Source organism: Stenotrophomonas sp. STK17_22 (genome assembly GCF_051983905.1).
Classification (GTDB): domain Bacteria; phylum Pseudomonadota; class Gammaproteobacteria; order Xanthomonadales; family Xanthomonadaceae; genus Stenotrophomonas; species Stenotrophomonas maltophilia_A.
Genome location: NZ_CP197010.1, coordinates 1,020,937 through 1,046,100, shown reverse-complemented (window position 1 = coordinate 1,046,100; position 25,164 = coordinate 1,020,937). Strand labels below are relative to the sequence as shown.

18 protein-coding genes and 1 tRNA gene are annotated in these 25,164 nt (G+C 62.3%); 6 read left to right on the top strand and 13 right to left on the bottom strand.

What is annotated here, in order from left to right; all coding sequences use genetic code 11:
• Positions 1-9 precede the first annotated feature (9 nt).
• From ACSYS9_RS04685 to ACSYS9_RS04675, 3 genes are read left to right on the top strand one after another with little or no spacing between them, the layout of a single operon-like run.
• Complete coding sequence (locus ACSYS9_RS04685; RefSeq protein ID WP_071228019.1) at positions 10-933, top strand: DUF58 domain-containing protein; 924 nt, start codon at positions 10-12, stop codon at positions 931-933.
• Positions 926-2,875 carry a transglutaminase TgpA family protein gene (locus ACSYS9_RS04680; protein ID WP_071228018.1) on the top strand — a complete coding sequence of 650 codons (1,950 nt, stop codon included), beginning with the start codon at positions 926-928 and terminating at the stop codon, positions 2,873-2,875. Before ACSYS9_RS04685 ends, ACSYS9_RS04680 begins: the two co-directional genes overlap by 8 nt.
• Positions 2,872-3,399, top strand: a complete 528-nt coding sequence (locus ACSYS9_RS04675; RefSeq protein WP_032127773.1) for a Slp family lipoprotein — start codon at positions 2,872-2,874, stop codon at positions 3,397-3,399. Before ACSYS9_RS04680 ends, ACSYS9_RS04675 begins: the two co-directional genes overlap by 4 nt.
• A gap of 98 nt (positions 3,400-3,497) precedes the next feature.
• Here ACSYS9_RS04675 and ACSYS9_RS04670 read toward each other — a convergent pair whose 3' ends face one another.
• From ACSYS9_RS04670 to dnaX, 4 genes are all read right to left on the bottom strand, one after another.
• Entirely contained in the window at positions 3,498-3,857 is a 360-nt protein-coding gene (locus tag ACSYS9_RS04670; protein ID WP_014646179.1) for a histidine triad nucleotide-binding protein, read from the bottom strand.
• A gap of 67 nt (positions 3,858-3,924) precedes the next feature.
• On the bottom strand, positions 3,925-4,524 hold the full coding sequence (recR, locus tag ACSYS9_RS04665; protein ID WP_005408299.1) for a recombination mediator RecR: 600 nt from the start codon (positions 4,522-4,524) through the stop codon (positions 3,925-3,927).
• Between the two features lie 146 nt (positions 4,525-4,670).
• A complete protein-coding gene (locus ACSYS9_RS04660) occupies positions 4,671-4,991 on the bottom strand; it encodes a YbaB/EbfC family nucleoid-associated protein (protein WP_005408298.1) in 321 nt (106 codons plus the stop codon).
• A 6-nt stretch (positions 4,992-4,997) separates the two neighbouring features.
• Entirely contained in the window at positions 4,998-7,034 is a 2,037-nt protein-coding gene (dnaX, locus tag ACSYS9_RS04655) for a DNA polymerase III subunit gamma/tau (protein WP_071228087.1), read from the bottom strand.
• 162 nt (positions 7,035-7,196) lie between these two features.
• Here dnaX and ACSYS9_RS04650 point away from each other — a divergent pair.
• From ACSYS9_RS04650 to ACSYS9_RS04640, 3 genes are all read left to right on the top strand, one after another.
• Positions 7,197-7,289: transfer RNA gene (locus tag ACSYS9_RS04650), tRNA-Ser, on the top strand.
• A gap of 415 nt (positions 7,290-7,704) precedes the next feature.
• A complete protein-coding gene (locus tag ACSYS9_RS04645) occupies positions 7,705-8,022 on the top strand; it encodes a hypothetical protein (protein ID WP_233489850.1) in 318 nt (105 codons plus the stop codon).
• A 2-nt stretch (positions 8,023-8,024) separates the two neighbouring features.
• Positions 8,025-9,485: a YfjI family protein gene (locus tag ACSYS9_RS04640; RefSeq protein ID WP_233489858.1), complete on the top strand. Its 1,461-nt coding sequence runs from the start codon at positions 8,025-8,027 to the stop codon at positions 9,483-9,485.
• 53 nt (positions 9,486-9,538) lie between these two features.
• Here the strand turns inward: ACSYS9_RS04640 and ACSYS9_RS04635 are convergent, their stop codons facing one another.
• The 9 genes from ACSYS9_RS04635 to ACSYS9_RS04595 form a co-directional block, all read right to left on the bottom strand.
• Positions 9,539-11,422 (bottom strand): ATP-dependent nuclease, encoded by a 1,884-nt coding sequence (locus ACSYS9_RS04635; protein ID WP_043033687.1) that lies wholly within the window; start codon positions 11,420-11,422, stop codon positions 9,539-9,541.
• A 56-nt stretch (positions 11,423-11,478) separates the two neighbouring features.
• Positions 11,479-14,484, bottom strand: a complete 3,006-nt coding sequence (locus ACSYS9_RS04630; RefSeq protein ID WP_043033688.1) for a type III restriction-modification system endonuclease — start codon at positions 14,482-14,484, stop codon at positions 11,479-11,481.
• Between the two features lie 11 nt (positions 14,485-14,495).
• On the bottom strand, positions 14,496-16,403 hold the full coding sequence (locus tag ACSYS9_RS04625; RefSeq protein ID WP_043033791.1) for a site-specific DNA-methyltransferase: 1,908 nt from the start codon (positions 16,401-16,403) through the stop codon (positions 14,496-14,498).
• 26 nt (positions 16,404-16,429) lie between these two features.
• On the bottom strand, positions 16,430-17,176 hold the full coding sequence (locus tag ACSYS9_RS04620) for a DUF4391 domain-containing protein (RefSeq protein WP_440568837.1): 747 nt from the start codon (positions 17,174-17,176) through the stop codon (positions 16,430-16,432).
• Between the two features lie 59 nt (positions 17,177-17,235).
• Positions 17,236-19,023, bottom strand: coding sequence for a DUF262 domain-containing protein (locus tag ACSYS9_RS04615; RefSeq protein ID WP_043033690.1), 1,788 nt, complete (start codon positions 19,021-19,023; stop codon positions 17,236-17,238).
• 14 nt (positions 19,024-19,037) lie between these two features.
• Positions 19,038-22,271, bottom strand: a complete 3,234-nt coding sequence (locus ACSYS9_RS04610; RefSeq protein ID WP_440568835.1) for a helicase-related protein — start codon at positions 22,269-22,271, stop codon at positions 19,038-19,040.
• 12 nt (positions 22,272-22,283) lie between these two features.
• The gene (locus ACSYS9_RS04605; RefSeq protein ID WP_043033692.1) at positions 22,284-23,192 is read right to left on the bottom strand and encodes a transcriptional regulator; all 909 of its coding nucleotides are present in this window, start codon (positions 23,190-23,192) and stop codon (positions 22,284-22,286) included.
• 475 nt (positions 23,193-23,667) lie between these two features.
• On the bottom strand, positions 23,668-24,165 hold the full coding sequence (gene radC / locus ACSYS9_RS04600; RefSeq protein WP_242899362.1) for a RadC family protein: 498 nt from the start codon (positions 24,163-24,165) through the stop codon (positions 23,668-23,670).
• 98 nt (positions 24,166-24,263) lie between these two features.
• The gene (locus ACSYS9_RS04595) at positions 24,264-25,160 is read right to left on the bottom strand and encodes a recombination directionality factor (RefSeq protein WP_043033694.1); all 897 of its coding nucleotides are present in this window, start codon (positions 25,158-25,160) and stop codon (positions 24,264-24,266) included.
• Positions 25,161-25,164: the final 4 nt, after the last annotated feature.

The following is a 25,164-nucleotide window of genomic DNA, read 5'->3' as shown; positions in this document are numbered from 1 at the left end:
TGGGCACGCATGCAGCTGCTGGCTCGGCCACGCAGGCCCGAAGCCTTGCCGAGGCGGCTGGACCGCCATCGCATCTATGTGCTGCCCACCCGCTTCGGCCTGTTCGTTGCCACCCTGCTGACGGCCATGCTGCTGGGCGCACTGAACTACAACAACAACCCGGCGCTGCTGCTGGCCCTGCTGCTCGCGGCAGCAGCAATCGCCAGTGCCATTGCCGCGCATCTCCAGTTGTCCGGCGTGCAGATCGATGCGATCTCCGCCGAGCCGGTAGCGGCCGGGCAACCATTGCGTCTGCGCGTGGACCTCTCACTGCGTGACCCGCGTGCGCGGCACGGCCTTCATCTGCAGCTGGGTGACAGCAACGCCTGGACCTCGCTGCCTGCGCACGGCCGTGGCGAAGTGGAACTGGACGTTCCCAGCGAACGCCGTGGCTGGCTGGAACTGCCGCGCATCCGACTGTCCACCACCCAGCCGCTGGGCCTGGTGCGGGCGTGGTCGTGGGTGTGGCCGGAACAGCCGCTGCTGGTCTACCCGCTGGCCGAAGCCGTGGCGCCTGCACTGCCGGAGAGCCGCAGCGATCCGCTGCACACCCGCGCCCATGCCAGCGGCGAGGAACTGCACCAGCTGCGCCCCTACCGGGCGGGCGATGCGCCGCGCAGCATTTCCTGGAAGCACTCGGCTCGCCGCGACAGCCTGCTGGTGCGCGAGTACGAAAAGCCGGTCGGCATCGAAGTGATCCTCGACTGGCGCGCATTGGCGCCGTTGGGCCATGAAGCACGCATCGCTCGATTGGCGCGCTGGGTGGATGTGGCAGAGCGCGAGGGCCGCCGCTACACCCTGCTGCTGCCTGCACACCCGCCGTTCGGGCCCGGTCAGGGCGCCAGCCACCATCACCTGTGCCTGCGCGCGCTGGCGCTGATGCCGCATGACTGAGACCCCGGCCCTGCTCGACCGCAATGCCCGCAACTGGACCCTGGCCAGCGCGGCGCTGGCCTTGTTGCCGTTGCTGCTGCAGCTGCCGCCACTGCTGGCTGGTGTGATCGCGCTGGCGGCGATCATCACCGCCGCCCTGTCGTGGCGGACAGTGTTGCCGATGCCGGTACGCCTGCTGCTGGTGCTGGGCATGCTCGGCGCCATCGTCTGGCAGATGGGCATGGTGCGCCCCGGGCGCGATACCGGTTGCGCACTGCTGGCCGCGATGCTGGCGATCAAGTCCAGCGAGCTGCGCAGCCTGCGTGATGCCCGCAGCCTGCTCGGCTTCGCGCTGTTCTCGCCCTTTGCAGCATTCCTGCTCGACCAGGGGCCGCTGACAACCGCGCTGGCCGCGCTGGCCGGGGGCAGCGCACTGATCGCGCTGCAACGCCTGGCCCAGGATGAAGGTCATGCCGGCCGCCTGCCACTGCGCGGGCAGCTGCATGGTGTCGGCCGCCTGTTGGCGATCGGCCTGCCGCTGGCATTGGCCTGCTTCTGGCTGTTCCCGCGCCTGGCCACACCACTGTGGGGTGTTCCCGAGCGCGCCGTGGGTACACCGGGGTTGTCCGACAGCATGGAGCCCGGCCAGTGGTTGGACCTGATGGCCGACGACAGCCCGGCGCTGCGCGTGCAGTTCTTCGGCACTCCACCCGAGCCGGCGCAGCGTTACTGGCGCGGCCCTGTACTGACAGCCTTCGATGGACGGCGCTGGACACGCGACCGCGCCAGCGCGCGGCGGCCTGCTGCGGTGGTTGAAGCAAGTACACAGGGCTGGGATTACCAGATCGACTACGAGCCGACCGACCGCCGCCAGCTGGTGGCGCTGGACCTGCCCAGCCGCGCGCCTGCAGGCAGCATGCTGGATGCGGACATGAGCCTGAGCAGCGAACGCCCGCTGGCCTCGCTCAGCCGCTGGCGGTTGCATTCGGCCCCTCCCCTGCGTTTCGACAGCACGCTGTCGCCCTATCTGCGCCGCGCGACGCTGCAGCTGCCGACCGGCTTCAACCCGCGCACCGCCACGTTGGCGCAGCAATGGCGACAGGAGGCTGGCAGCGATGACGAGGCCATCGTGCGCCGCGCGCTGCAGTGGATCACCACCGACTTCTCGTACACGCTGGACACCCCTGCGGCGGGACGCGACCCGATCGACGAGTTCCTGTTCGGCTACAAGGCCGGCTTCTGTGAACACTTCAGCTCGGCCTTCGTGGTGCTGATGCGCAACGCCGGCGTCCCGGCGCGGGTGGTGACCGGTTTCGCCGGCGGCACCCGCAACCGCATCGGCGACTACTGGGTAGTGCGGCGAATGGATGCCCACGCCTGGGCCGAGGTGTGGCTGCCGCAGCGCGGCTGGGTCCGGGTCGACCCGACCGCAGCCGTGGCACCGGAACGCATCCTGGACACACTGGATGACCGCCTGCAGGCCGGCACGGACACGCCACTGCAGCAGCGTTGGCTGCAGCTGGGCCAGATGGGCGACTGGCTGCGCCGCGGCTGGAACGACCTGGTGCTGTCGTTCGATGCGCGCCGCCAGCAACAGCTGCTCAAGCCGTTCGGGCTGGACGATCTGGGCCCCGGGCAGCTGGTCGCTGGCTTCGTGGTGGCCGCACTGCTGGCGCTGGCGTGGATGGCCTGGCTGCTGGCCCGTGGCGAGCGCGAACGCGACCCTCTGCTGCGCGCCTGGCACCGGCTCGGACGGCGCTACGCCCGCCTCGGCCTGGCCCGTGAACCGCACGAAACCGCCCAGGACTGGGCACAGCGCGTACACCGGCAGCGTCCTGACCCGGCCCTGCTCGCGCTCAGCCAGCGTTTCGCTGATGCGCGTTACGCTGGAACTTGCACCGACCTCGCTTCATTATTGCGGGACCTGCGCAGGCATCGCCCGACTTCCGGAGCCTCCCCATGAACACCAAGTTCCTTCTCACCGCCGTGGCCACGCTGGCCCTGTCGGCCTGCGCCACGGCCCCCAAGCCGCTGCAGGGACAGTTCAGCCTGGTCTCCCCTCGCGATTCGGTCGCTACCCAGCAGGTCGGCACGCCGGTCCGTTGGGGCGGTCGCATCATCGAAACCAAGCCCGGCCAGGGCGAGACCTGCTTCCAGATCATCTCGCGCCCGCTCAATGGCAGTGGCCGCCCGAACACCACTTCGTCCGATGCCAGCGACGGTCGTTTCATCGCCTGCCGTGCCGGCTTCTACGACCCGGCGGTGTTCGAAGCCGGTCGTGACGTGACCTTCATCGGCAAGATCGACGGCTACCAGAACACCCGCATCGGCGAATACGACTACCGCCTGCCGAAGCTGTCGGCCGATGTGATCTACCTGTGGCCGGAACAGCGTCAGGTCGACGTGGTGCCCTACCCCTATGGCCCGTGGGGCCCGAGCCCGTATGGCCCGTACTGGGGCGGCTATGGTCGCTGGGGCTGGTGGTGATCGTCACCGCACAGGCATGACGGAAAAGGCCGCCCTCGGGCGGCTTTTTCCATCCTCGTCGGGATACGGTAGATCCACGCCAGGCGTGGATAGGGGCTTCAACGCCCCGGGGTACCGAAGTGCCCCAGCGGCGCACCGGCCAGCAGGTGCATGTGGATATGGAACACGGTCTGCCCGGCGTCCTCGCGGCAGTTCATCACGATGCGGTAGCCGTCCTGAGCAAAGCCCTCGCGGCGCGCGTACTCGGCGGCAGCCAGCGCCAGCTTGCCGATCAGGTGCGCCTGCGACGGCTGCAGGTCATCCAGGGTCGGAATGATCTCGTTCTTCGGAATGAACAGCACGTGCACCGGTGCCTGCGGTGCGATGTCCTTGAAGCCCAGCACCTCGTCATCCTCGTAGACGATGGTGGCCGGGATCTCGCGACGGATGATCTTGCTGAAGAGGGTTTCGTTGCTCATGGTCGGCCTCGGCGGGGATGTCATCCGCATTGTAGGCCGGCCGCGCCGGGGGATGCCCGGCCGGCATTCAATCGCGGAATTCGCTGCGCGTTCCGAACGCGTGCGAGAGCGTGCCGCGATCGACGTATTCCAGTTCGCCGCCCAGCGGCAGGCCCTGCGCCAGGCGGCTGGGCTGCACCTTGCGTGCGCGCGCCAGCTGCGCCAGGTAATGCGCGGTGGCCTCCCCCTCCACAGTGGCGCTGGTGGCGATGATCAGCTCCTGCACCTCGCCTTCGGCCAACCGTCGCTCCAATTGCTCCAGGCCCAGCTCGCGCGGGCCGATGCCATCGAGCGGCGACAGCCGCCCCTGCAGCACGAAGTAGACACCGCGGAAGCCGGTGGCGTTCTCGATGGCCAGGCGGTCGGCCGGCGATTCGACCACGCACAGCTGGCTGCGCTCGCGGCTGCCGTTGGCACAGGTCGGGCACAGCTCGGTTTCGCTGAAATCGCGGCACTGCACGCAGTGGCCGATTCGCTCCACCGCCAATGCCAGTGTCTCGGCCAGACGCTGGCCACCTTCGCGCTCGCGCTCGAGCAGGTGATAGGCCATGCGCTGCGCAGTCTTCTGGCCGACGCCAGGCAGCACCCGCAATGCGTCGATCAATTGTTCAAGCAGGGGTGCGGACACGGCGGCATGCTTTCATGGCGTCGAGCACGCTCGACAGCTGTCTGTAGAGTCGAGCCATGCTCGGCTGAAGGTTGGAGCAGTCGAGCAAGCTCGACTCTACGGGATCCGTGGCACCCGGTTACACGGGTGCCACGCCACGCTGAAAATCAGAACGGCAGCTTCATGCCCGGCGGCAGCTGCATGCCGGCGGTGGCCGACCCCATCTTCGACTTCGACTCGGCATCGATCTTGTTCGACGCATCATTGAAGGCGGCGGCGATCAGGTCTTCCAGCATCTCCGGGTCGCTGGTCAGCGACGGGTCGATGCGCACCTTGCGGCATTCCTTGGCACCGGTCAAGGTCACGCTGACCATGCCGCCGCCGGCGCTGCCGGTCACTTCGATCTTGGCGATTTCTTCCTGGGCCTTCTGCAGGTTTTCCTGCATCTTCTGGGCCTGCTGCATCAGTTGGGCGATGTTTCCGCGCATGGTGTCTTACTCGTCAAAAGAACGGATGGAATCGGAAACAACCCGGGCACCGTGCTGTTGGATCAGCACCTGCACTTCCGGGTCGTCCATGAAAACGGCCTCTGCCACCTGCTGCCGCTCACTACGCTGGCGGTCGGCGCGCTGGTGCAGGGTCTCGGCCGGAACGTGTTCGGTTTCCACGGTCTCGACCACGATCTTCGGCGCCTGGCCGAGGGCCTTCTCCAGCATCTCGCCCAGGGCGGCCAGCGCGCGCTCCGAGCGCAGGTATTCAAATCCGGGCGAAAGGCCCAGTTTCAAGGTCCCGTGCTGGCAACTGATGAAGGCAGCGTTGGCGGCCAGCTGCCGCGACGGGCCGCTCAGGCCACTGTTGGCGACCAGATCGAGCCAGTCCTCGGCGCTGGCCAGGTCGCTCACACCTTCCTGCGGCACGGCATCACGTGCCGGGGCCGGCTCGGCCGGCGGGATGGCAATGCCTTCAGTGCGGAACGGGCGCTCGGGCGGCGCAGGCTCGCTGGGAGCCGCGACGGGAGCTGGCGGTTCATGCCAGGGCGCCACCATGGCAGCGTCCGGCCCAGCCATCTCGGCCGCCAGCGCCTCGTCACGCGCCTCGGCTTCGTCGGTGGCCCACGGCGGCGGGTCGTCGCCCGCTTCGGCTTCAACGGATGCCGGTGCCGCTGCTTCGGCCTTCACCGGCGGCGGTGACACCGGCTCTTCCACCGGAACCGGCTCGGGCTCCGGGGTCGGGTCCGGTTCGGGTCGTGGGGCCGGCTCAGGTTCGGGTTCAGGTTCGCGCGGCGCGGCCTGCACCGGAGCGGCCACCTGCGCCACCACGGCCGGGCTTGCCGAAGCGGCGGCAGTCGCCGGCGTCGCTTCGTGGGTACCCGTACCGCTGCCACCACCGGCAGTATTGCCACCCGGCGCATTGCCTGCACCATCCACCGACTTCGGCACCGGCGGGACCGCCGCGGCCGGGCGGAACGCCAGCATGCGCAGCACAGCCATTTCAAAGCCCGCGCGCGGGCTAGGTGCCAGCGGCAGGTCGCGACGGCCGTTCAAGGCCATCTGATACCAGAGCTGCACCACTTCCGGACGCAGGCGTTCGGCGAACACCGTCGCATCCAGGCCTTCGGCAGCCGCTGCGGCACCCGGTACCAGCTGCTGCACCTGGATGCGATGCAGGCCTTCGGCCAGCGCTTCCAGTACGCCGCTCCAGTCCGGCGAGAACTCCGCCAGCGCAGCCACCACCTGCAATAGGCGCGGACCATCGCCTTCGGCCAGCGCATCGAGCATCGCTGCCACCTGGGTGCGGTCGACCGTGCCCAGCATGGTGCGCACCACGTCCTCGCGCAGCGCGCCGCCGGCGTAGGCGATCGCCTGGTCCAGCAGCGACAGGCCGTCACGCAGGCTGCCGTCGGCGGCCTTGGCCAGCTGCACGATGGCGCTGCCGTCGGCCTCGATTTCCTCAGCCGCCAGGATGCGGGTCATCTGGCCCTGGATCTGATCCTCGTCCAGGCGCTTGAGGTTGAACTGCAGGCAGCGGCTGAGCACGGTGACCGGCAGCTTCTGCGGGTCGGTGGTGGCCAGCAGGAACTTCACGTGCTCCGGCGGCTCTTCCAGCGTCTTCAGCAGCGCGTTGAACGCCGCCTTGGACAGCATGTGCACTTCGTCGATCAGGTAGACCTTGTACTTGCCACGCGAGGGCATGTACTGCGCGTTCTCGATCACCTCGCGCACGTCATCCACACCGGTGTTGGACGCGGCGTCGATTTCCAGCAGGTCGATGTAGCGGCCAGCGTCGATGTCCAGGCAGGCCGCGCACTGGCCGCATGGGTCTGCGCTGGTGCCCTGCTCGCAGTTCAGCGACTTGGCGAAGATGCGCGCGATGGTGGTCTTGCCCACGCCGCGGGTACCGGTGAACAGGAACGCATGGTGGACCCGGCCGCTGTCCAGCGCGTTGCTGAGCGCACGGACCACGTGTTCCTGGCCCACCAGCTCGGCAAAACGCTTCGGACGCCACTTGCGGGCAAGGACGAGATAGGACATCAGGCCACCGTTTTCCATCGGATGTTCCATTGTGCCATGCCTGTCCAGCCCCCTCGCCTCCGGCACGTCCTTCGCAGGTTCCTGACCGGGGTGCTTGTGAAGTGCCGCGCGGCCCGCTAGAATCTGCGCCCCTGCTGAGGCGTTTGCCGATGGCAGGGATCCGGAGAGGTGTCCGAGTGGTTGAAGGAGCACGCCTGGAAAGTGTGTAAGCGTCTAAACCGCGCTTCGGGGGTTCGAATCCCCCTCTCTCCGCCAGATATTCGAACTAAGCCCCTGATTTTAAGGGGCTTTTTTCTTTTCTGCCCGACCTGGTATGCCATCCAGTATGCCACAGCAAGTTGACTGTGGTTGGGGCTCTTTGCGCCGCGCTGTGCATCGGGAAGCCGCGGAAACCCATGACGGCTGCACTACCCACTGCCTTCATGCGAAACGTGCGCGACTCCAGCCTAATGCACTTGGCCTACCGGACTCTGCCGCGGCCGCCTTACCGACCTTTTGCTGACAATGGCCAGCCCCGCTCGCCAGGAATTTCCGGAGTGGTTTCTGGATCACTTGCCGAAATCCGCTCCTTATTCAATTTCCTCGTACCTGCCCAGCATGTCCCCTGAGGACGGCCACCCCGGCTGTCCCGATCGAGGACAAGCACATGCCACCCGGCACGGTTAACGAAATGGCCGCGCAGTTCACCGCGGCGTACCAGGCACTCAAAGACAAGAAAGACGCCGAACGGCTCCTCACGCTCATCAAGCCGATGATCCTGTCAGCAAAGACCGACGGCATCAGCGACAAGGAATTGATTGACCTGATCAATTCCCTGGGGCTCCGGGAGAAGTTCTATCCGGCGAAACTCAAGGAGCTGCGCGGGCGGCTCGCAAAGGCCGAGCCGGAGCCGCCCACCAATGACGGGGAGGACCCGGCATCGATCGAAGGATCCCCCCACCCGCTCGCAGCCGCGCCCAGCGCCCGTCTCGATGGGGCCGCGGCGTGAACATGCCTGCCCCGCTCACGACCTTTCAGGCACCCGACTACAACTTCGGCATGCTCCCGCCGCTGGCCGCAGCTGCTGCAAAGGCAGTGTGCGCCAAGACCCCAGAAGCCTGCCCCGCCATGGTCCGAACGCACATGCTGTCGGTGTTGTCCTCCGCGGTTGCTCCTCTCTACGTAATGTCACCGCCCAACTGGACACCCATTCCCATCGGCGTCAACACGCTGTGTATCGCCGATGTTGGTGGAAGTAAGAGCCCGGTACACGAGTGCATGATCCAGCCGCTCAAGGACCACGCTCGAGACAGCTTCGCTCGGTATGAGGTCGCGCGGACCGAAGCGAGCGCCGCGTCGGCCGAGCAAAAGTTCCATATCAAGCTCCTGAAGGCCGAGATCGCGCGCTGCCTGCGCAAGCAGGAGACCGCGCAGGATCTTCTTGCGACGCTGGCCGAGCTGCACCGCACGACCACGGCGGCCCCCAAACACCGGCCGCGTCTCGCGAGCAACCTTGACCTGGAAAGCCTGCTTCACCAGCTGGATGGCGAGTACGAAGCAGTCGATTTCCTTACCGACGAAGGTGACAAGCTGCTGAGCTCCAGCTTGATGCGCCACGTGTCGGAACTGGTTGATCTGATCGACGGCAAGCCGCTGGAATTTCGGCGAGAGAAGAAGAAGCATCTCTATGCCAGCCAACCACGTGGCACATTCGGCTTGCTGGCGCAGTCCGCTGCGATCGAGCCGTTCCGCCCCCGGTTCAAGCGCAATGAGTACACCGAGCACAAGGCCGTCAGGCTCGGCTTCTTCGCGCGTTTCCTCGTCTGCGTCGCCCAGCCGTCGCCCATGGGCAATCGATACGCACCCGCGGGTGACGATGACGAGGCTCTTTCGAATCTCCACGAGGTGCTCGAGGAGCTTTACGACCTGCACCAGGACAACCAGGAGGCCGGCGGCATTGCCCCCATCGAACTGGCCTTCGCACCTGACGCGCTGGGCTACTGGGACGAGCTGTGCCGCATCACTCACAATCTCAAGTTCGGACAGCTCGCGCATATCGCCGACTTCGTCTCGAAGATGCTCAACCTGACCGCTCGCCTGGCTGCAGTCTTCCACGTCTGGGAAAGCCAGACCCACTACGTATCGATCTCATGTCTCGAGCGTGCCTGGGATCTTGTTTTCTGGCACGCCACCCAGTATGAGCTGGTGTTCGTCCCACCACCACCTCTGCCCCAACAAGAGGACGACGTGGAGGCCGTCATCGAACACCTGGCGGCCCACCGCTTCTCTATCGACTACAAGGAGGTTCCCACGGAGCACATAGGGCTGTTGCTAGGCCTTCCAAGCAATCGCTTGCGTGCTGCCCTTCTGCGGATGGAGCAACGTGGCCTGATCGAGCTATGCGGCGGCAAGACCACGTTCATCAATTGCATGAAGATGTTCTCTCGATCGCGCAACATTACCTGGCGATGATCGTTACACATCGAACACAAAAAATGCCCGGCAGCCGCCGGGCATTCTTCTTACTAGGCTGTACACCTCACCTTAGCCAATATCTGCATAAGCATTTCCGGCACTACCCCATCCGACCGAAGCGTTGCCGATCGATAAGCTAGCTGGTTCTTAGAGAGACTTATCCCGGCAGCATCCTCAACACTTCTGCAAGCGACCATCCACTCCCTCCAGTTTTCCGAAAGGAATGATTCGAGGTGGTCATCAAATATGGCCGCGACGTCAGAAATGGTGGCGGATGGAAAATCTTCTTCAGGCAAGCCGAAGTACCGCATTAACCTGCGGTTCTCTACCGCGTGATTGTTGAGCTCACGATCTATGTCATCTTGCTTTTTGTTCTTGGCTTTGGCCCGCGCTTCGAATCCACCGTCTGCATCAAACAGTGCGTAGACTGGCACACCAATAGATTTCAAAATCGCATGCGCGAGTGGTATCGATGCCTTGCTGCCCACAGAAACGATCGAAATTCCTGCTGCTTCAAGGGCACCGGGGGAAGTTCTATCCCCAATGCCGTAGAACACAGCAGATTCGGTTGTCCCCTCCACAAGAAATGCCCGATTCGCGAAGAGCGCTATCGCAAGCTGGTCAGCCACGTTGTGGTCGAGCCTGCGATCGACCACATCACCATCTACTGTTCTATTCAGCCTGGCCTTCACATCCTCAACCGTGGCAAAGTGGACCGTCACCACCGGGACTTCGTCAGCGGATCTCGTCAGCCGTCTGATTTGATGGAAATGTCGAGCCTCCAGGAAGTAGGGGCTATGCGTCGCATAGGTCACCTGGATGCGCTTGCCAGCGTCTTCGGCGAGCGACCTGAGCACCTTCGCAAAAGTCTGCGCCTGGATCGGGTGCTGGAAAAGTTCTGGCTCCTCGATCGCCAGGCAGATGACTCCCTCGGCCGAGGCTGCGCCCGACTGCGCCAAGAGTTGCAGAGCCGAAATCAGCAGCGTGCGCTGAAAGCCGTGTCCCTGCCGCTCCACCGCAGTCTCGGTGGTGCCGTCGAGCACGGCCACGTCGAACGTCGTGCGAGGTGCCTTGAGTTCCACTTCAGCCGGAGAAACCATGATTGCCCGGCCTGGCGCATAGGTTGTGACAACCTCGTTGAGCTGCGTCGTGATGGTTCCAAGCTGCCCCTTGAACTTCTCCTCATAGACCAGTTGCTGCTTTGCCCGTGACTCCGCAACGATTTCCGCGATCGCCTCATCAGCAGCAGTTCGGTCAATCGAGCGCTCCAGGATTCGGCCGATGATGCTTGCCTTGCCATCGATCGACTCCTCACTTGCCCGAAGGTCAGCCGTCACCAACACGAAGTCAAATAGCCCGCTCATCTTGCCGCCACTATTGAAACCGAAGAAATTGGTTTGCAAAGCCTCGAGCGCATCGAGCAATTGATCAGTGTGAGCCGCCTCCCAAGTTGTCATTGCCTGATCAACGGCTGGACCAGTATTCGCCGCAGGAAGATCAAGCTCCGGTCGCTCGCGCCGGAGAGTGGCATACAGCTCTTTCTTCGCAGTCGCACCGCCTGCCGCCTTGATGGCATTGAAAGCCGGGAATCCCTTTGCATTGGCGGAGAGCACATCGGCGCCATCAGGGGATCGGCGCTTCCATGCGGTGAACGTGGCGACTCCTTCCGGTGCGTACTTGCCAAGTGCCTCGCGATCCTTCTCGGTGAGATCTGCAAAGGTGACCTGAACCTCAATGTCTTCGTCAGTCGCCCCAAAAGAGCAATCCTTCTCCGTCAGCGCCCCAGGTTTGCCGTTGAAGAACCAGTCGAGCGCACGAAGCACCGTCGACTTGCCGGCACCGTTCGGCCCAATGAAGGTCGTGACGGAATCGAACGGAATCGTCACGTCTTTCAACGTGCGAAAGTTTCGGATGCGAACGGATTGGATCTTCATTTCGGACTTCTGCTCCTTGTGTTTTGTGTCGTCTCTCTCCGTGACAGCGACAGAACCTATCCTTTTGCCGCCTCGGTCAAAAGATCGTCAACCGAGCGCGCCACTACATACCGGGCTGGGTTCTCACCAACCCCCAGCGCAGTGAAATGCGCCTTGCCGCATTCGATCTTGGCGCTTTCCTTGTCGCGCAGGTCATCGGTGAACAGGCTGCTCTTGGTTTCCACTACAAAGTACAGGTGCTGGGTGCCGTCTTCTTCCACCAACACGGCCCAGTCGGGGTTGTAGGTACCCAGCGGCGTGGGCACTTTGAACCAGCCTGGAAGCTTGGCGTAGAGCTTGATGGCGTCGTTCTTCTCCAGCCCATCGGCGAAGTCCCGCTCGGTGGTCGAGTCGTACACCACGTGCTCATAGATTGACTTCTGGGTATCCAGCAGCATGTTCTTGAGATAGCCGGTGAGCTCTTCCTTCTCGAACAGCTCCTGCGCATAGATATGCTGGTCGCCGAGCTTCTGGTACTTGATGCCATCGACCAGGGCCAAGCGCTTGCAACGGTTGATGGTTTCGGCGGTCAATTCGATGAACTGCTGCGGATTGCGCTTGAAGTCGTCAAGGCGGCCGCTTCCCGTCAGGATGCTGACGATGGTGCGCCGGGTGAGCTGGGTGCGGTCCTGCAGGTCGGTCAGCAAATCCGGCAGCTCGATATCCGCCTCGTCCAGCACCACGGTCGCCGCGCCCGCTTTCTCCGTCGCGGCGACACCGGCCTTGCCGATAGAGATGTCGGCCTTGCGCCATTGCAGCCGCGCTTTGGCAATCACCGGAGCCTTCTGCAACGCTGCGATGCAATCCCTCACCAGCTTGGCGTTATCGAACTGCACGCGGTACGTTGTTTGGTGCTTGATGCGGTCCCACAGTGTCTTGAACTCGTCACTCAGATAAACGGCCTTGCCATCTTTGCCCTTGCGCAGCGGCACTTGCCTGCGTTCATCGGCATTCTTGATGTCGAGCCGGCCCGACACCTTGCGCAGCACTTCGAAAATCTGGGCTTTCTGTGCATCAAACTCGGCTGGCAGCTCCAAGGTGCCGTTCTTCAGCGCCGTTTTCAGTGAATCCTGCACCTTGCCCTTGACATCGATATGGCCGGCGGCTTTCAGGTGCTCCCACAGTGCCTTCGATTGCTCCATGCCTAGCGGTGCGGCATGCCCATCAGCGCCGGTCACGGCAATGGCGGCAAATTGGTGCGGCTCCACGATGCCAAAGCGGATGCCCGTGTCTTTCTCGATTTCCTTTTGCAGGTTTTCGGCAAACTGTTCGTAGTTTTCCGTGGCCACCACTGTCAGGGTGTTGACCTCGAAGCCGCGCACCCGCTCGCCATCCTGGTTGACGCACAGGCGCAGGCCGCGACCAATGGTCTGGCGACGCTCGCGCTCGGTCTGAATGTCGCGTAAGGTGCAAATCTGGAACACGTTGGGGTTGTCCCAGCCTTCCTTGAGCGCGGAGTGGGAGAAGATAAACTTCAGCGGCGTGCTGAAGGACAGCAGCTTCTCCTTCTCCTTCATGATCAGGTTGTAGGCGCGCTCGGCGTTCTCCCGGTTACCCGCATTGTTCTCGGCGGTGTCGGTCCAGCCGCCCTTCTTGTCGATGGAGAAATAGCCGTTGTGCACCTCTTCGGCGGCGGACGCCAGATCGATCTCGGCAAACAAGCTCTGGTAGGCCGGTAACTTGGCGGCACGGCGATATTCCTCCTCGAACATCTGCGCATACACGCCCTTGACCGGCTGGCCGTCCGCATCGTACTGACGGTACTTGTCCACCGCGTCGATGAAGAACAGGCTGAGCACCTTGATCCCCAATGGGCGCAGGTGCTTTTCCTTGTCCAGGTGCTCCTTGATCGTGCGGCGGATCATCTCGCGTTGCACGGCCAGCGCATCCACATCACCGTGGGCTTGGCCAGGCTGCAAGAACACTTCGCCGCCGGGGTAGCGCAGTTCCATGAACTCTTCGCCCTTGGCCGTATTGATCTCGCCCACCCGAAAATCGGCATAGATCGCGCGGCCATCGGCGCTCTGCTGAAGGTCGTCGCCATCGCTGACCGTCACCTCCACCCGCTGCACGCCAGTGGCGGCTTGTTTATCCAGCTCGATCTTGGCGCTGATGCGGCCGCGCTTGTTTTCCACCTTCACCAGGCGCACGAAAGGCTTGTTGTGCGCATCCTCAACCGTGGCCGATGCCACCTCGATCTGCTTGACCAGCTTGCGCTCGTACGCATCCACGGCATCCAGGCGGAACACCATGTGGTGCTTGTCCACATGGGTGGCGGAGTAGCGCAGCGTGCAGAGCGGGCTCATGGCGTCCAGTGCTTCCTTGCCACGACCTTCCAGGCCGCCGTCCACGCTTTGCGGTTCATCCACGATGATGATCGGCCGGGTTGCCTTGATCAGGTCGATGGGCTTCTCGCCGCCGGTTTTCTCGCTCTCTTTGTAGAGGTTGTTCACATCCTTCTTGTTGATAGCACCCACCGTCACCACCATGATCTGGATGTTGGCGCTGGTGGCGAAGTTGCGCACCGGCCCGGGCTTGGCCGAGTCGTACAGGAAGTAATCGAAGGGCACACCCGCGTAGATCCCCTTGAAGTGCTCCTCGGTGATTTGCAGGGTTTTGTAAACGCCTTCCTTGATCGCTACCGACGGCACCACGATCACGAACTTGGTAAAGCCATAGCGCTTGTTCAGCTCGAAGATTGAGCGCAGGTACACATAGGTCTTGCCGGTGCCGGTCTCCATCTCCACCGTGAAGTCGCCGGACGTCAGCGCGCCGGAAGGCGGCAGGCCACCACGCAACTGAATGTCCGCGAGGTTCTTGAGCAGTTCGTCGTCCAGCAGCGTCAAGCGGTTGCCAACGCCAAGGTCGGACTGCGCCACGCCCAGTGACATCTGCGCTCCATCGGGCAGTTTCATGGTCACCGTGAATTCGGTGCGGCAAATCTCCTGACCGCGGAAAAGATCGCACACGGCCTCTATGGCCTGCATCTGGTAGTCGAGGTTGGGCTCGAAGTGCAGTTTCATGGCGAGCCCCCTTATAAGCTGCGCACGTTCTGGATGCCGTGCTGCTCCAGAATGGCGGCGAGGTTGGTTTTGGCCACGTCGTCGGCAAAGGCGCTGTCGCGGAACACGCAAGTGGTATCGCCGGCGGGTGCCAGTTCCTTGTGCCAGGTGATGATGCCTTGGGCCAGTGGCTCCACCTGCTCACGGGTGATCTTTTCGGCCAGGCAAGCCAGCAGCACGCCGCCGCCCACGGCATGCACATCAAGCCTTTCGATGCTTCGCTTTTCGATGGGTACGATCAGGTCAAGGCCGAGCTTGAGCAGCAGCTCATAGAGCACATCAGCCTCGCTGCGGCCTTCGAGCAGGTGGTCCTGATGGTCGAACAGCGAGGCTTCCAGATCATCCGGTTTCGGGTTCCAGGCACGAATATTCGACGTGTCGAGCTTGAACACGCGGAAGCCAGTATCGCCAGCAGACATCGGGTTGTCGGCTTTGACCTTGGCGGCAGCCCGACGCAGGCGCTCTTTGGTTAGCTCAGCGATGGTGCGGGGTTTTCCGAGCTTATCGCAGAAGTCCGAAGCCACCTTTTGATCTGCGGTCGTCGGGTCCAATGGCTCCGGAAGTTGTACCAATACGAATCGCCTATTGCTTGAGTCAGCAGCATTTCGAAGCAACGTTGCATGCCCCAAGGTTCCTGAACCTGCAAAAAAATCTAAGATGATTTCTTCCGCTTCCGTAGCTTGTTCAATAATGCTAGCTACCAGCCCGGTTGGCTTGGGGAAGGAAAACACTCCTGAGCCCAGAAGACCATTCACGTCTCTCGTTCCATCTGCCGTGCTGAATTCCGTGATTACGGAACTCATGTTCTTGTAAAGACTTCGCATCTCATTCAAGAACAGCTTGTGACGAGGACGCCCGTCACCATTCGAAGGAAACAATATCCGTCCTTCGTCTATCTTCTGAGACATTGTCGATCTTTCGTAGCGCCACCCTTTTTGGGGACAGCCGTAATTGATTCCCGTTTTGGGGTCAATTAGATCGTAATGAAGGTTAGGCCGAGACTCTTTCGTGGCCAGCCCGGTAAGGTCAGCGCTTCGCCATGGCCCCCTAGGATCGTTGTCTGGATTCGAAAATTTATCTATATCTTTTTCAGATCCACGAAGAGCCACCTGATCGCCCCGTGAGTAGCAAACGATGTACTCATGGTCGGTAGAAACGCCCGTTTTAGCGCGCGTGTCTTCACTTACCCGAGACTTCCACACGAGCTGCGCAACGAAGTTCTCCTCGCCAAAAATTTCATCGCACGCTCTACGTAGATTTTCCACCTCACCGTCATCAATGCTGATGAAAATGAACCCATTGTCCTTCAAAAGGTTTCGGGCCAATTTCAACCTCGGATACATCATGTTCAGCCAATCAGTGTGAAACCGCCCACTGGCTTCGGTATTGCTGCTAATCTTCTGTCCGCCTTCAATTTGCCCGGTCAATTCCAGATAGTTTTTGATGTTGTCCTGAAAATTATCCGGATACACAAAATCCTTGCCGGTGTTGTACGGCGGGTCGATGTAGATCAGCTTGACCTTGCCGGCATAGCTCTTCTGCAGCAGCTTCAGCACTTCGAGGTTGTCGCCCTCGATCATCAAGTTCTGGGTAGTATCCCAGTCCACGCTGTCTTGCGGGCAGGGGCGCAGCGTGCCCGTGCTGGGCGTGAGCGCCAGTTGGCGGGCGCGGCGTTTGCCATGCCAGTTGAGGCCGTACTTCTCGTCGGCATCGGTGACGGTGGCATCGCCCACCAGCGCCTTGAGCACGTCCACATTCACGGCCACGCCGTCTTTGCCTTCCGTGAGCAGTTCCGGGAACAGCGCCTTGAGCTGTTCGATATTGCCCGCCACCAGGTCGGCGGATTGGGCTTCTGGGCTGGCTGCCGTGAGTTTTTCCATGGTCTTCTCCGTCATTCGTTCAATCTTCAAAGCTGTTGTTGTGCAGCGGCCAGTTCGGACTGGATGCGCTTGAGCGTCAGATTCAGTTCCACCTGGCGCGCCAGTTGTTTTTCTTTGGCCGCCTCGGCCCGCAGGCGACTGATTTCGCCTTCCAGCCGCTGGCAATCGATCAATGCCTGTCGTCGCGCCGCGGTCTGTTCGGGTGTTGCAGCGGTTTGATAGATTCCCGTCCTTCGCGCTGCGTGCAGGGCCTGCATGCATTCGATCCAACCTTCATAGAGGGCATGTAGCGAAGCCTGGGGCTGACGCGCAATCGCAAGCGACTGCATGAAATTCCGCTCGATGTGGAAAGCAGCCTTCGCATCAACTCCAGGTGTGCCATCGGCTGCTTGAAACAGCGAGGCCGACACCACGTCACCGTCGAGCACGATCTTGCCCGCCTCGTTCTGCGCCCAGCGCTTATGCGCCAGCGAGAGGGTCAGTGTTGGCCCGTCAGCCCGTTTTTCATCCAGCAGCAACAGCACCGGGTAAGGCACGGCCCGATGCACCAGTTCTGCAAGGCGTGAAAGGCTGGCTGGCTTGATGGCTCCGCGCAAGGTGGCGGCCAGCACCGCGACCTCCAGGTATTCGCGCTGCGTATCGCGGTATTCGGGCACGCCGATGGTGTTGGGCTTCAGGGCGGCCAGCCACTGGATGTCTTCAATCGCATCGGAGATCAAGCGCTTGTCAGACGCGGTGGGCGCAGCGTTCTCCAGCAACAGCTTCTTGGGCACGCGCTGATCCACCCGCGCGCTATCGGGAAGACACAGGGCACTGACGACATCCGACCTGCTCATGGCGACAGTGCCGCTCCGAATGCTTTGACCGTTTCTTCGCTGTCGCGCCCGGCAATGGCTTTGCCCATGGCCTGCTCGATCAGCTTCAACAGTGCAGTGGCGCGTTGGCGGACAAACGCATCGAAGTCATCCGAGCGCAGCGCAGGCACCGGAATCACGTGTGAGAGCAGAAACTCGTCCAGGCTATCGGGGGCCACCTGCTTGGCTTTCTGGATGCGGGCGAGGTACACGCTGGGCGCATCCCCGCTGATGAAACGATTGGTGCCAGCAGCCAGTGGGGCCTTGTTGACCACGCTGTTCCATTTCTCCTTGGGCAATTTCTGCTTTTCGCACCAGGCACGGGGGAACACATGGTGGATGTCGATGGCGTTGTTGAAGTAGGTATTGAGGTCGATCGGCGTACCGCTGACGAAATCCCGACCGCCGTGCTTCATGAGCAAGGCGGCCAGCCCCTTGTAGGCGGCTGCGAGGCGGCTTTGCAGAGACAGCAGGCGCGTTGGCGCAAAGTTGGCGTCGCGCACCGTACGCGGTTCGCTACCGCCTTCGACCCAGGCGACCACATCCTGAATGTCCATGCCGAAACGGGTTTCGTTGGCACCGCCGTACAGCTCGCCCAGAACACCGCTCCAGTACCAGCGCAGCAGCTTTTGCTTGACGCCATGTTGCGTCGTGCGGTCTGCCAGATGCGCACAGATGGCCGACAACGGAACGAGCTGCGTGGCATACGGCAGGCTTCGGTCGTCGAAGATTTTTTCCTCTGCCAGCAACTCGGCTGCCCGCTTAAAGCCTTTCTCCAAATTGGATTCCAGTGCCTTGAAGTCCGCCAGCGGCAACTTCAGCACGTCGGCACGCTTGCAACTGACGGATGTGCCAAGCGCTTTGTGCCTTTGATAACTGGCCAGCAGCGTGACTGCGGTGAGAAAGCTGGTGCCATCTACTGCCGTAAGCACATCGTGCTTGGCGGTCAGCCGCTCCCGCCGGGCCTCCCAGTCGTCACGCAGATTGAATTCATCGGCTGCGAAGGTGGCCGTCATCAGCTCGAAAACGGTGAGCGTGACACCGCCGGTATTGACCTTCTCGAACACCTGGCACACGGCTTCGCGTGGCGTATCCTGGGTCAGTTCGATGGCGGGCACCTTGAACTGTTGGAAGCGCAGCCAGATTTCGTTGCGGAACCTCTGCATGAACTGCATGGCTTCCGCTGCGAACTGATGGTGCGCGCTGAAGCCGCTTTCCCAGGCCATGAACCCTTGGATGTCGAACAACAATGCCACGGGAAAGAGCCGCTGGCTGTACTGCTGGTCTGGCGTACTGACGTCCAGATCGACCTTTCGGCCGAAATCCGACGTGACTTGCAGCGTCTCTGGCACCGAGAGTACGGCATCTTCACGGTCCGCCGATTCATCCAGGCATTTGCTCATGTCGAGGAAATAAAGACGACGAATATCCGCGCCTTTCTCCGTGCGTGTCGGCACCGGCTGGCCGCTGCGCAGCGCCAGGTACATGGAGGTCAGGCGTTGCTGACCATCAAGCACCAGGGTCTTTGGAGCAGGCGCAGGCTGCAGGTTCACACCGGCAAACAGTCGGGGTTTGAATGGCACCCCGCCTGCTTCCAGAAACATGACAGCACCAATTGGGTAAGAGAGCGAGAGGCTCGCGATCAACGACCGAATATGGTTGTCGTCCCACACCCAGCTGCGTTGGAAGTCAGGAAGCTGGATTTGCCCCGATGCAATTCCATCGAGGACATCTTTCAATGCAGGTTCGGCGGTGCGAAAGCTCATGCTGGTCCTTGTAATCAAATACTTGGCTGATCGGGCAACACAACGAGGAATGCCACCACCTCAAAGTCGCCGCTGCCGGCGAACTCGCCTTTCATGGCGTGCGTGCCACCGGGCGTGAAAAGGCTGGCCACGGCCCGTTCCTCTTGCTTCCCGGCGATGGAGGCCACCGCCGCAGCGAGCAGCTTCTGGGCGTGGCGCATGTCTTCGCTGCCTTTGGTTGCCTTGTCGAAACGTGCGCAGGCACTGTCATCTGGCCGTTCGCGCCCGAGCGCCAGGCGCTTGAGGCGATCCAGGATGCGCTTGGCCTGCGGGTACGGCAGCAACACGGTGCTGTCATCGCCGACATGCACCAGGTAGTGCGGCGCCAGCGGGTAGTCGGACGTTGTTGCGGACTTTGCTGCCGGGCCGCAGGCTTGCAGGCAGAAGATCACGCCGGGCGGAATGTCGGCATCCAGCGTGGTGGTGACCGCATAAGCACCCAGCGGCTGGGTGTCCAGCTTGCCAGGGTGTGCTTTCAGGAACTGCGCCAGGTCGATGCGGAAGTCGGTCAGGGTGAGGTCGGTGATCGCCACGCCAGTCGACAGGTCTTCCATGTCGATCACCGTGTCCTGCAACTTGAGCAGTTGCTTGCGCCGGTACTCCAGGTCGTTCATGGCGTTGCCGGACTGTTGCTCGATCAGGTTCTCTTCGCCGGTGGCCGAGACATCGAGCAGCACCATGCGGCCGCTGACGCGCTGTTCCAGGTTGATGTATTCCTCCAGCTCCATGTTGGGCCAGAAGTTCACCAACTGGATGCGCTGGTTGGGCGAGCCGATGCGATCGATACGCCCGAAGCGTTGGATGATGCGCACCGGGTTCCAGTGAATGTCGTAGTTGATCAGCCAGTCGCAGTCTTGCAGATTCTGCCCTTCGGAGATGCAATCGGTGGCGATCAGCAAGTCGATCTCGCCTTCACCCGCCATGTCTTGCGGGCGCTCCTTGGCGCGCGGCGCGAAGGCCGAAAGCACATTGCCCATGCTTTTGCGCAGGCCCGGCAACGTGACCTGGATGCCGGCGCTGCCGGTGACGACCGCCGCATGCATGCCCAGCGTATCCCTGGCCCAGGGGGCGAGCTGGGCGTAGAGGTAGTGCGCCGTGTCCGAGAAGGCGGTGAACACGATGATCTTGCGGTTGGCTTTGCCATCGTGGCTGTTGATGGGCTGGGCGCATTTGCGGGCAATCATGTCGCGCAAGGCTGCCAGCTTGGCATCGCGAGCGGCATCCACTTGGCGCGCTGCCGCCAGCAGGGTCGCCAGGCGGTTGCGGTCTTCCAGCAGGTCCTGCTTCCAGCGAATCAGATCCACATCGCCCAGCAGCACCTTGACCTTGCGCCCGACCAACAAGGTCTCGAATGCCGGGTCGTCGATATCGGCGTCGGCAATGTCGATTTCCTCCAGCGCTTCGGCATGGGATTCGATGCGTGTCAGGGTGTTCTCTACATCCTTGAGTTGGCGCTGTACGGTCAGGGTGAAGGACGAAACACAGCTTTCCATGCGTTTTAGCACGTTCACACGCAGCAGGTGGATCAGGCTTTCTTCACGATCCGCCTGGCGGAAGAAACCTTCGCCGCCACGCACCTGGGTGCTGTACTTGGCGTCGTAGGCCGCCTGTTTGTGGGGCAGCACATAGCGCAGCGGCGCGTAGCTGGCAAGGGTGAGCCGACGGATCTCCTGGTTGATGTCGCGGATGGCACGGAACTCGCCCGCAAGGTCTACGTCGGCCTTGATGTTGATGGGCGGCAGTCGGTCGGGGAAGCGGCCGGTCTCGCTGGTGCCGTAGTACTTCTCCACATGCCGCCTGGAGCGGGCAATGGTGAGATGGTCCAGCAGGGTGAAGTAGTCAAAGCCCAGCATCTCCACCAACTGACTGGGAGTCTTTTCAGCTTCGTCCAGCGCCAGCCAGCGGTTGAACTGCGCCTGCGCCTTGCGGGTCGTGGCCTCGATGCTGGCGATGCCGTGTTCCAACAGGGCGGTGTCGTCGCCTTCGGTGGCAAAGGCAATCTGGTTGCGCAGGTCGGCCAAGCGGTTGTTGACCGGCGTGGCCGAGAGCATCAGTACGCGGGTCTTGACGCCTTCACGGATGATGCGTCGCATCAGGCGGTCGTAGCGCGATTCCTTGCCCTTGTGCGTGGCCTTGTTGCGGAAGTTGTGCGACTCGTCGATCACTACCAAGTCGTAGTTGCCCCAGTTCACATGAGACAGGTCGATGTCGCCCGACAGGCCGCCATCACGCGACAGGTCGGTGTGGTTGAGCACGTCGTAGTTGAACCGATCAGCGGCAAGGATGTTGCGCTTGTCATTGGCCTTATAAAGTGTCCAGTTGTCGCGCAGGCGTTTGGGCGCCAGCACCAGCACGCGGTCGTTGCGCAGTTCGTGATACTTGATGATGGCCAGGGCTTCGAAGGTTTTGCCCAGACCCACGCTGTCGGCGATGATGCAGCCGCCAAAGCGGTTCAGCTTGTCGATGGCACCCACCACACCATCGCGCTGGAACTTGAAGAGCTTCTTCCACACCACGGTATTGCGAATGCCGGTGGCGGACTTGACGATGCGCTCCTCGTCCATCTCGTCGCCGCTGCCCTGAAACAGGCGATGCAGCATCAAGGTGTAGATGGTGAAGGGATCGCGGTGCTCACCCAGGGCCTGCAGTGCTTCAAGGATGGACTCGCTCTCGTTGCGCGGGCCTTTGGAGTCGGTGGCATCAGCACCATGCAAGCCTGACCACTGGTGATCAAACCATTGGGCGAGCTGCGCGGCTTCGTCGGCCGTTTCTGATGCCTGGATCAGGTTCAGCGGGTTGCCCGGCGTCAGGCCAAGGCCAGACGTGTTGAAGGCAAAAGAACCCAGAATCACTTGCGCAGGAGCCCCGTCCGGCCCACGCATAACGGCAGCTCCCTGCGGCACCCCTTTTGATGCCCGCCGAAGCTCCACTTTCTCAATGATCCATTTCGCGCATTGATTGGCCAACCAGCGTGCCTGCAAACGATTACGCGCAGCGCGGTCGCCCTCCGTACCCAAGAGTTCAAGTGCCTCGTTATCAGGAGGCACGATCAATTGAACTCGATCCAGAGCGGACAACGCCTCCCGGATTTCTGAAAAGGCGTAGAGCGAAAAAGAAGGCGTTACACAGTCGAGTCGGTTGCCGTGCTTGAGGTGAGGCCTCATCAAGTCGATGACGCGCTGTGTTCCGGTGTTTTGGATCAGCTTCATGGTCGTTTCCGCTCAGCCAGCAATCGACGTTTCTGCACTCGGTGATGCATACCCCGGCGCCAGCACTGCATTGCGCACGCCGTAGATGGCGAGATGGTCCTTCAACCAAAGCCGGTACTCCGGGCCGCGCAAACTATGGTCAGGGGAACAGTCCACACTCCACTTGCGCAGGATGTAGCCGGCCGTGGCGGCCCGCAGCTTCATGTGCAGCGCGCCACCCTGCATGCCGTAGTCCATTTCCGTGATTTCGGGCCGGGGCTGATCTGGATGGGGCACCAGCTCCAGTTCGACGATCCGGGTCCACTGAATGTCTTGATCGCTCATCTCATGGGGAGCCACTGACTGGTCCTTGAGGATGACGGGACGTTTGATCCGGGTGATGACGAAGTCCCGGAAGTCCTGGGACTTGCGATCGAAGGCGCGAACGTGCCAGCGCAGGCCGTTGTCGATCAGCGCAAACGGAACGATCTCGCGCTCCGTGCGACCGCTTGAGATGGAGTGGTACTCGATGCTCAGCGGGCCTTCCTGATGGATTGCCCGGGTCACATGCGCCAGGATGTCCAAGTCAGGATGGGTGAGCCGGGACGGACTTTCACTGGCGACCCATGCCTTGAGCCGCATTGGCTCGCCATCACCGAAGCCCTGAGTCAGCCATGAGAGCACCCGCTCTGGCGGGAAGTCGAAGACGGGCTGAAAGCTAGGCCCCAGCACGTAGGACTTGCCCTTGGCGTCGTAGTCGATGTTGCCGGGAGCCAGCTCTTTGTACAGAGCCAAGTCCCTGGATGCCGCCGCGGACTGAATGCCAAATCGCGTGACCAAGTCCTGGCGACGCATCTCCCCAATGAAGCGCACGCGCAGCTCCACGAACGCGAGCCGGTCGCGCTGTGGCTGGGTGAGATCTGCAAGCTTTTCGTTTGACATCCTGGCTAGCTCGTTCGGTTAGCGAATGCTTGTAGGAGCTATTTATGACAGTCTATGGTCTGCGATAGCGGTATGTACATGAATCCATTATAACTCACTCATATGTCGCATTTTGACAACCATAAGCCGAGGCGGCTCCGATATGCCTGAGACCCGACTGGGCTAGGGCCGGATCACTGAGGAGGCCCTGGCGATCTACGCGTCAAGGACTGGGAGATCGGCGAATACAGCGACAACGAAGATCTTAACCAACGGATCTGGCGCAAGCACCCAGGGTTATGAGAGGAAGCGAACTGGCATGGGCGAAATCGACGGCATCGCCCGCTGTGCCGAGCGGAGCCAAAAAAAATGTGCCCCCCGGATGGACGCCGTGGCGTCCATCTGGGGTTCTCAGCACGGGCACCTTCCGACGCCTACCTAACATCGCTTGCTGGCCGGCCGGCCGGCTGTTTGTAGAAGGCAGCTGAAACAAGCTCTACAGCCACCCCCTCTCTGCCAAGCTCACCGTCTGACGCCCACCCACGATGACGTGGTCAAGAACTCGCACATTCACCAATGTCAATGCGTGCTTAAGCCTCGCCGTAACGGCCCGGTCGGTGGCAGACGGTTCCGGGTCGCCTGACGGATGGTTGTGAGCCAGGATGACCGCGGCTGCGTTTAGGCGCAGGGCCTGTTTCACGACTTCCCGGGGATGCACCTCGGCACCGTCTATAGAGCCGTAGAACAGCTCCGTGTAGCTGATCAGGCGATGCCGGGAATCCAGCATCACTGCAGCGAACACTTCGCGTTCTGCCCCGCCCAACTTGGCCATGAAGAACTCAGCGGCGATCTTGGGGTCGCTGAAGCAGGTGCCCCGTTGCATCCTGCCGTCGACAATCCGCTTGGCCGCGGCCAAGACGGCCTCGGCATCCGCGGGGGCATAGTGTTTGGTACTGCTGCGCACGTAGAGGCCCAGCACCGGTTCGTCTGTCATTTCGTGATCTCCAGTATGCCGAAAGGGCGTTCGCGCGCCCTTCGGTGGTGGTCAAGGGTTGGCGCCTGTGGTCGCAGCACCTGGTGTGCCAAGCCGTGTCAGCCGGTCCCGAGTCGGGCGACCTTCTCCTGCAGGCGCGCGCGCAGGGCTGGCGGCGGGGCCGGCTGCCCCCGACCAGGCTCGCCCTGCTCGGCATCGGGATAGAACTCCTCCACGAGGGCCGGCACGTCCTCCTCCAGCTCTTCGAACGCCCCATTGGCGAATCCACGTCGGGCCGCCTCGTCCAACGCGCCCTGGTCGACCCCGGCGGCGCGTCGCCGCGCGTCCAGCTCGCGGGCGTCAGCAATCGCCTGTTCCAGCGTCATGCCAGAGCGCACCACCAGATCCACGTAGTAGATCGGGGCGCGGTGGCTCATCGTCGTTGACTTGCCACGCAGCTTCAGCTCCAGCGGCATGCACGCCAACAGCCCACCGGAGACGGCGCTGTAGTACTGCATCCGTGCCGCCAGCGTCCGGATCGTGTTGAAGGAGGTCGTCCGCAGCACGAAGCTCCCCAGCGCGTCCTCGTCGGCATCGCCCACCAGGACGTTGAGGCGCGCATAGGCCTTGCAGTCGCCGGCCGCGTAAGGGCAGCTGGTCGGCCCCGGACACGGCAGCGAGGCGATCCCCTCCTGGGTGGTCCGACGACAGGTCTCGCCATTACCGACGCACAACGGGCGCCCCGTGGCGCGATCGAACAACGAGTAGTCGGCCCGGAGGTTCAGGCTCGGGTCGTTGAACATCAACCGGACGGGAATCGAGCGTAGCTTGCCCCCTGCGGCCTGGCGCAGCACCTCGTCCAGGGGGTGCAGGATCCAGCCGTCCCGGTTCTGGATCTGGCTGGTCAGGGTGAACTGATCATCCTTCTCCGGCAGGCGCTTGCCGTTGCGCTCGACCACGCGCCCGATGGAAATCCGCCCGACTACGGGCGGGGTAATCACAAGTCCCTTCAACATGGTG

Excerpts from the sequence above, each read along its gene's own strand:
- ACSYS9_RS04685 (WP_071228019.1), top strand. The coding sequence starts at position 10 with ATGCAGCTGCTGGCTCGGCCACGCAGGCCCGAAGCCTTGCCGAGGCGG.
- ACSYS9_RS04680 (WP_071228018.1), top strand. The coding sequence starts at position 926 with ATGACTGAGACCCCGGCCCTGCTCGACCGCAATGCCCGCAACTGGACC.
- ACSYS9_RS04675 (WP_032127773.1), top strand. The coding sequence starts at position 2,872 with ATGAACACCAAGTTCCTTCTCACCGCCGTGGCCACGCTGGCCCTGTCG.
- ACSYS9_RS04670 (WP_014646179.1), bottom strand. The coding sequence starts at position 3,857 with ATGAGCAACGAAACCCTCTTCAGCAAGATCATCCGTCGCGAGATCCCG.
- ACSYS9_RS04660 (WP_005408298.1), bottom strand. The coding sequence starts at position 4,991 with ATGCGCGGAAACATCGCCCAACTGATGCAGCAGGCCCAGAAGATGCAG.
- dnaX (WP_071228087.1), bottom strand. The coding sequence starts at position 7,034 with ATGTCCTATCTCGTCCTTGCCCGCAAGTGGCGTCCGAAGCGTTTTGCC.
- ACSYS9_RS04645 (WP_233489850.1), top strand. The coding sequence starts at position 7,705 with ATGGCCGCGCAGTTCACCGCGGCGTACCAGGCACTCAAAGACAAGAAA.
- ACSYS9_RS04640 (WP_233489858.1), top strand. The coding sequence starts at position 8,025 with ATGCCTGCCCCGCTCACGACCTTTCAGGCACCCGACTACAACTTCGGC.
- ACSYS9_RS04635 (WP_043033687.1), bottom strand. The coding sequence starts at position 11,422 with ATGAAGATCCAATCCGTTCGCATCCGAAACTTTCGCACGTTGAAAGAC.
- ACSYS9_RS04630 (WP_043033688.1), bottom strand. The coding sequence starts at position 14,484 with ATGAAACTGCACTTCGAGCCCAACCTCGACTACCAGATGCAGGCCATA.
- ACSYS9_RS04625 (WP_043033791.1), bottom strand. The coding sequence starts at position 16,403 with ATGGAAAAACTCACGGCAGCCAGCCCAGAAGCCCAATCCGCCGACCTG.
- ACSYS9_RS04615 (WP_043033690.1), bottom strand. The coding sequence starts at position 19,023 with ATGAGCTTTCGCACCGCCGAACCTGCATTGAAAGATGTCCTCGATGGA.
- ACSYS9_RS04610 (WP_440568835.1), bottom strand. The coding sequence starts at position 22,271 with ATGAAGCTGATCCAAAACACCGGAACACAGCGCGTCATCGACTTGATG.
- ACSYS9_RS04605 (WP_043033692.1), bottom strand. The coding sequence starts at position 23,192 with ATGTCAAACGAAAAGCTTGCAGATCTCACCCAGCCACAGCGCGACCGG.
- radC (WP_242899362.1), bottom strand. The coding sequence starts at position 24,165 with ATGACAGACGAACCGGTGCTGGGCCTCTACGTGCGCAGCAGTACCAAA.
- ACSYS9_RS04595 (WP_043033694.1), bottom strand. The coding sequence starts at position 25,160 with ATGTTGAAGGGACTTGTGATTACCCCGCCCGTAGTCGGGCGGATTTCC.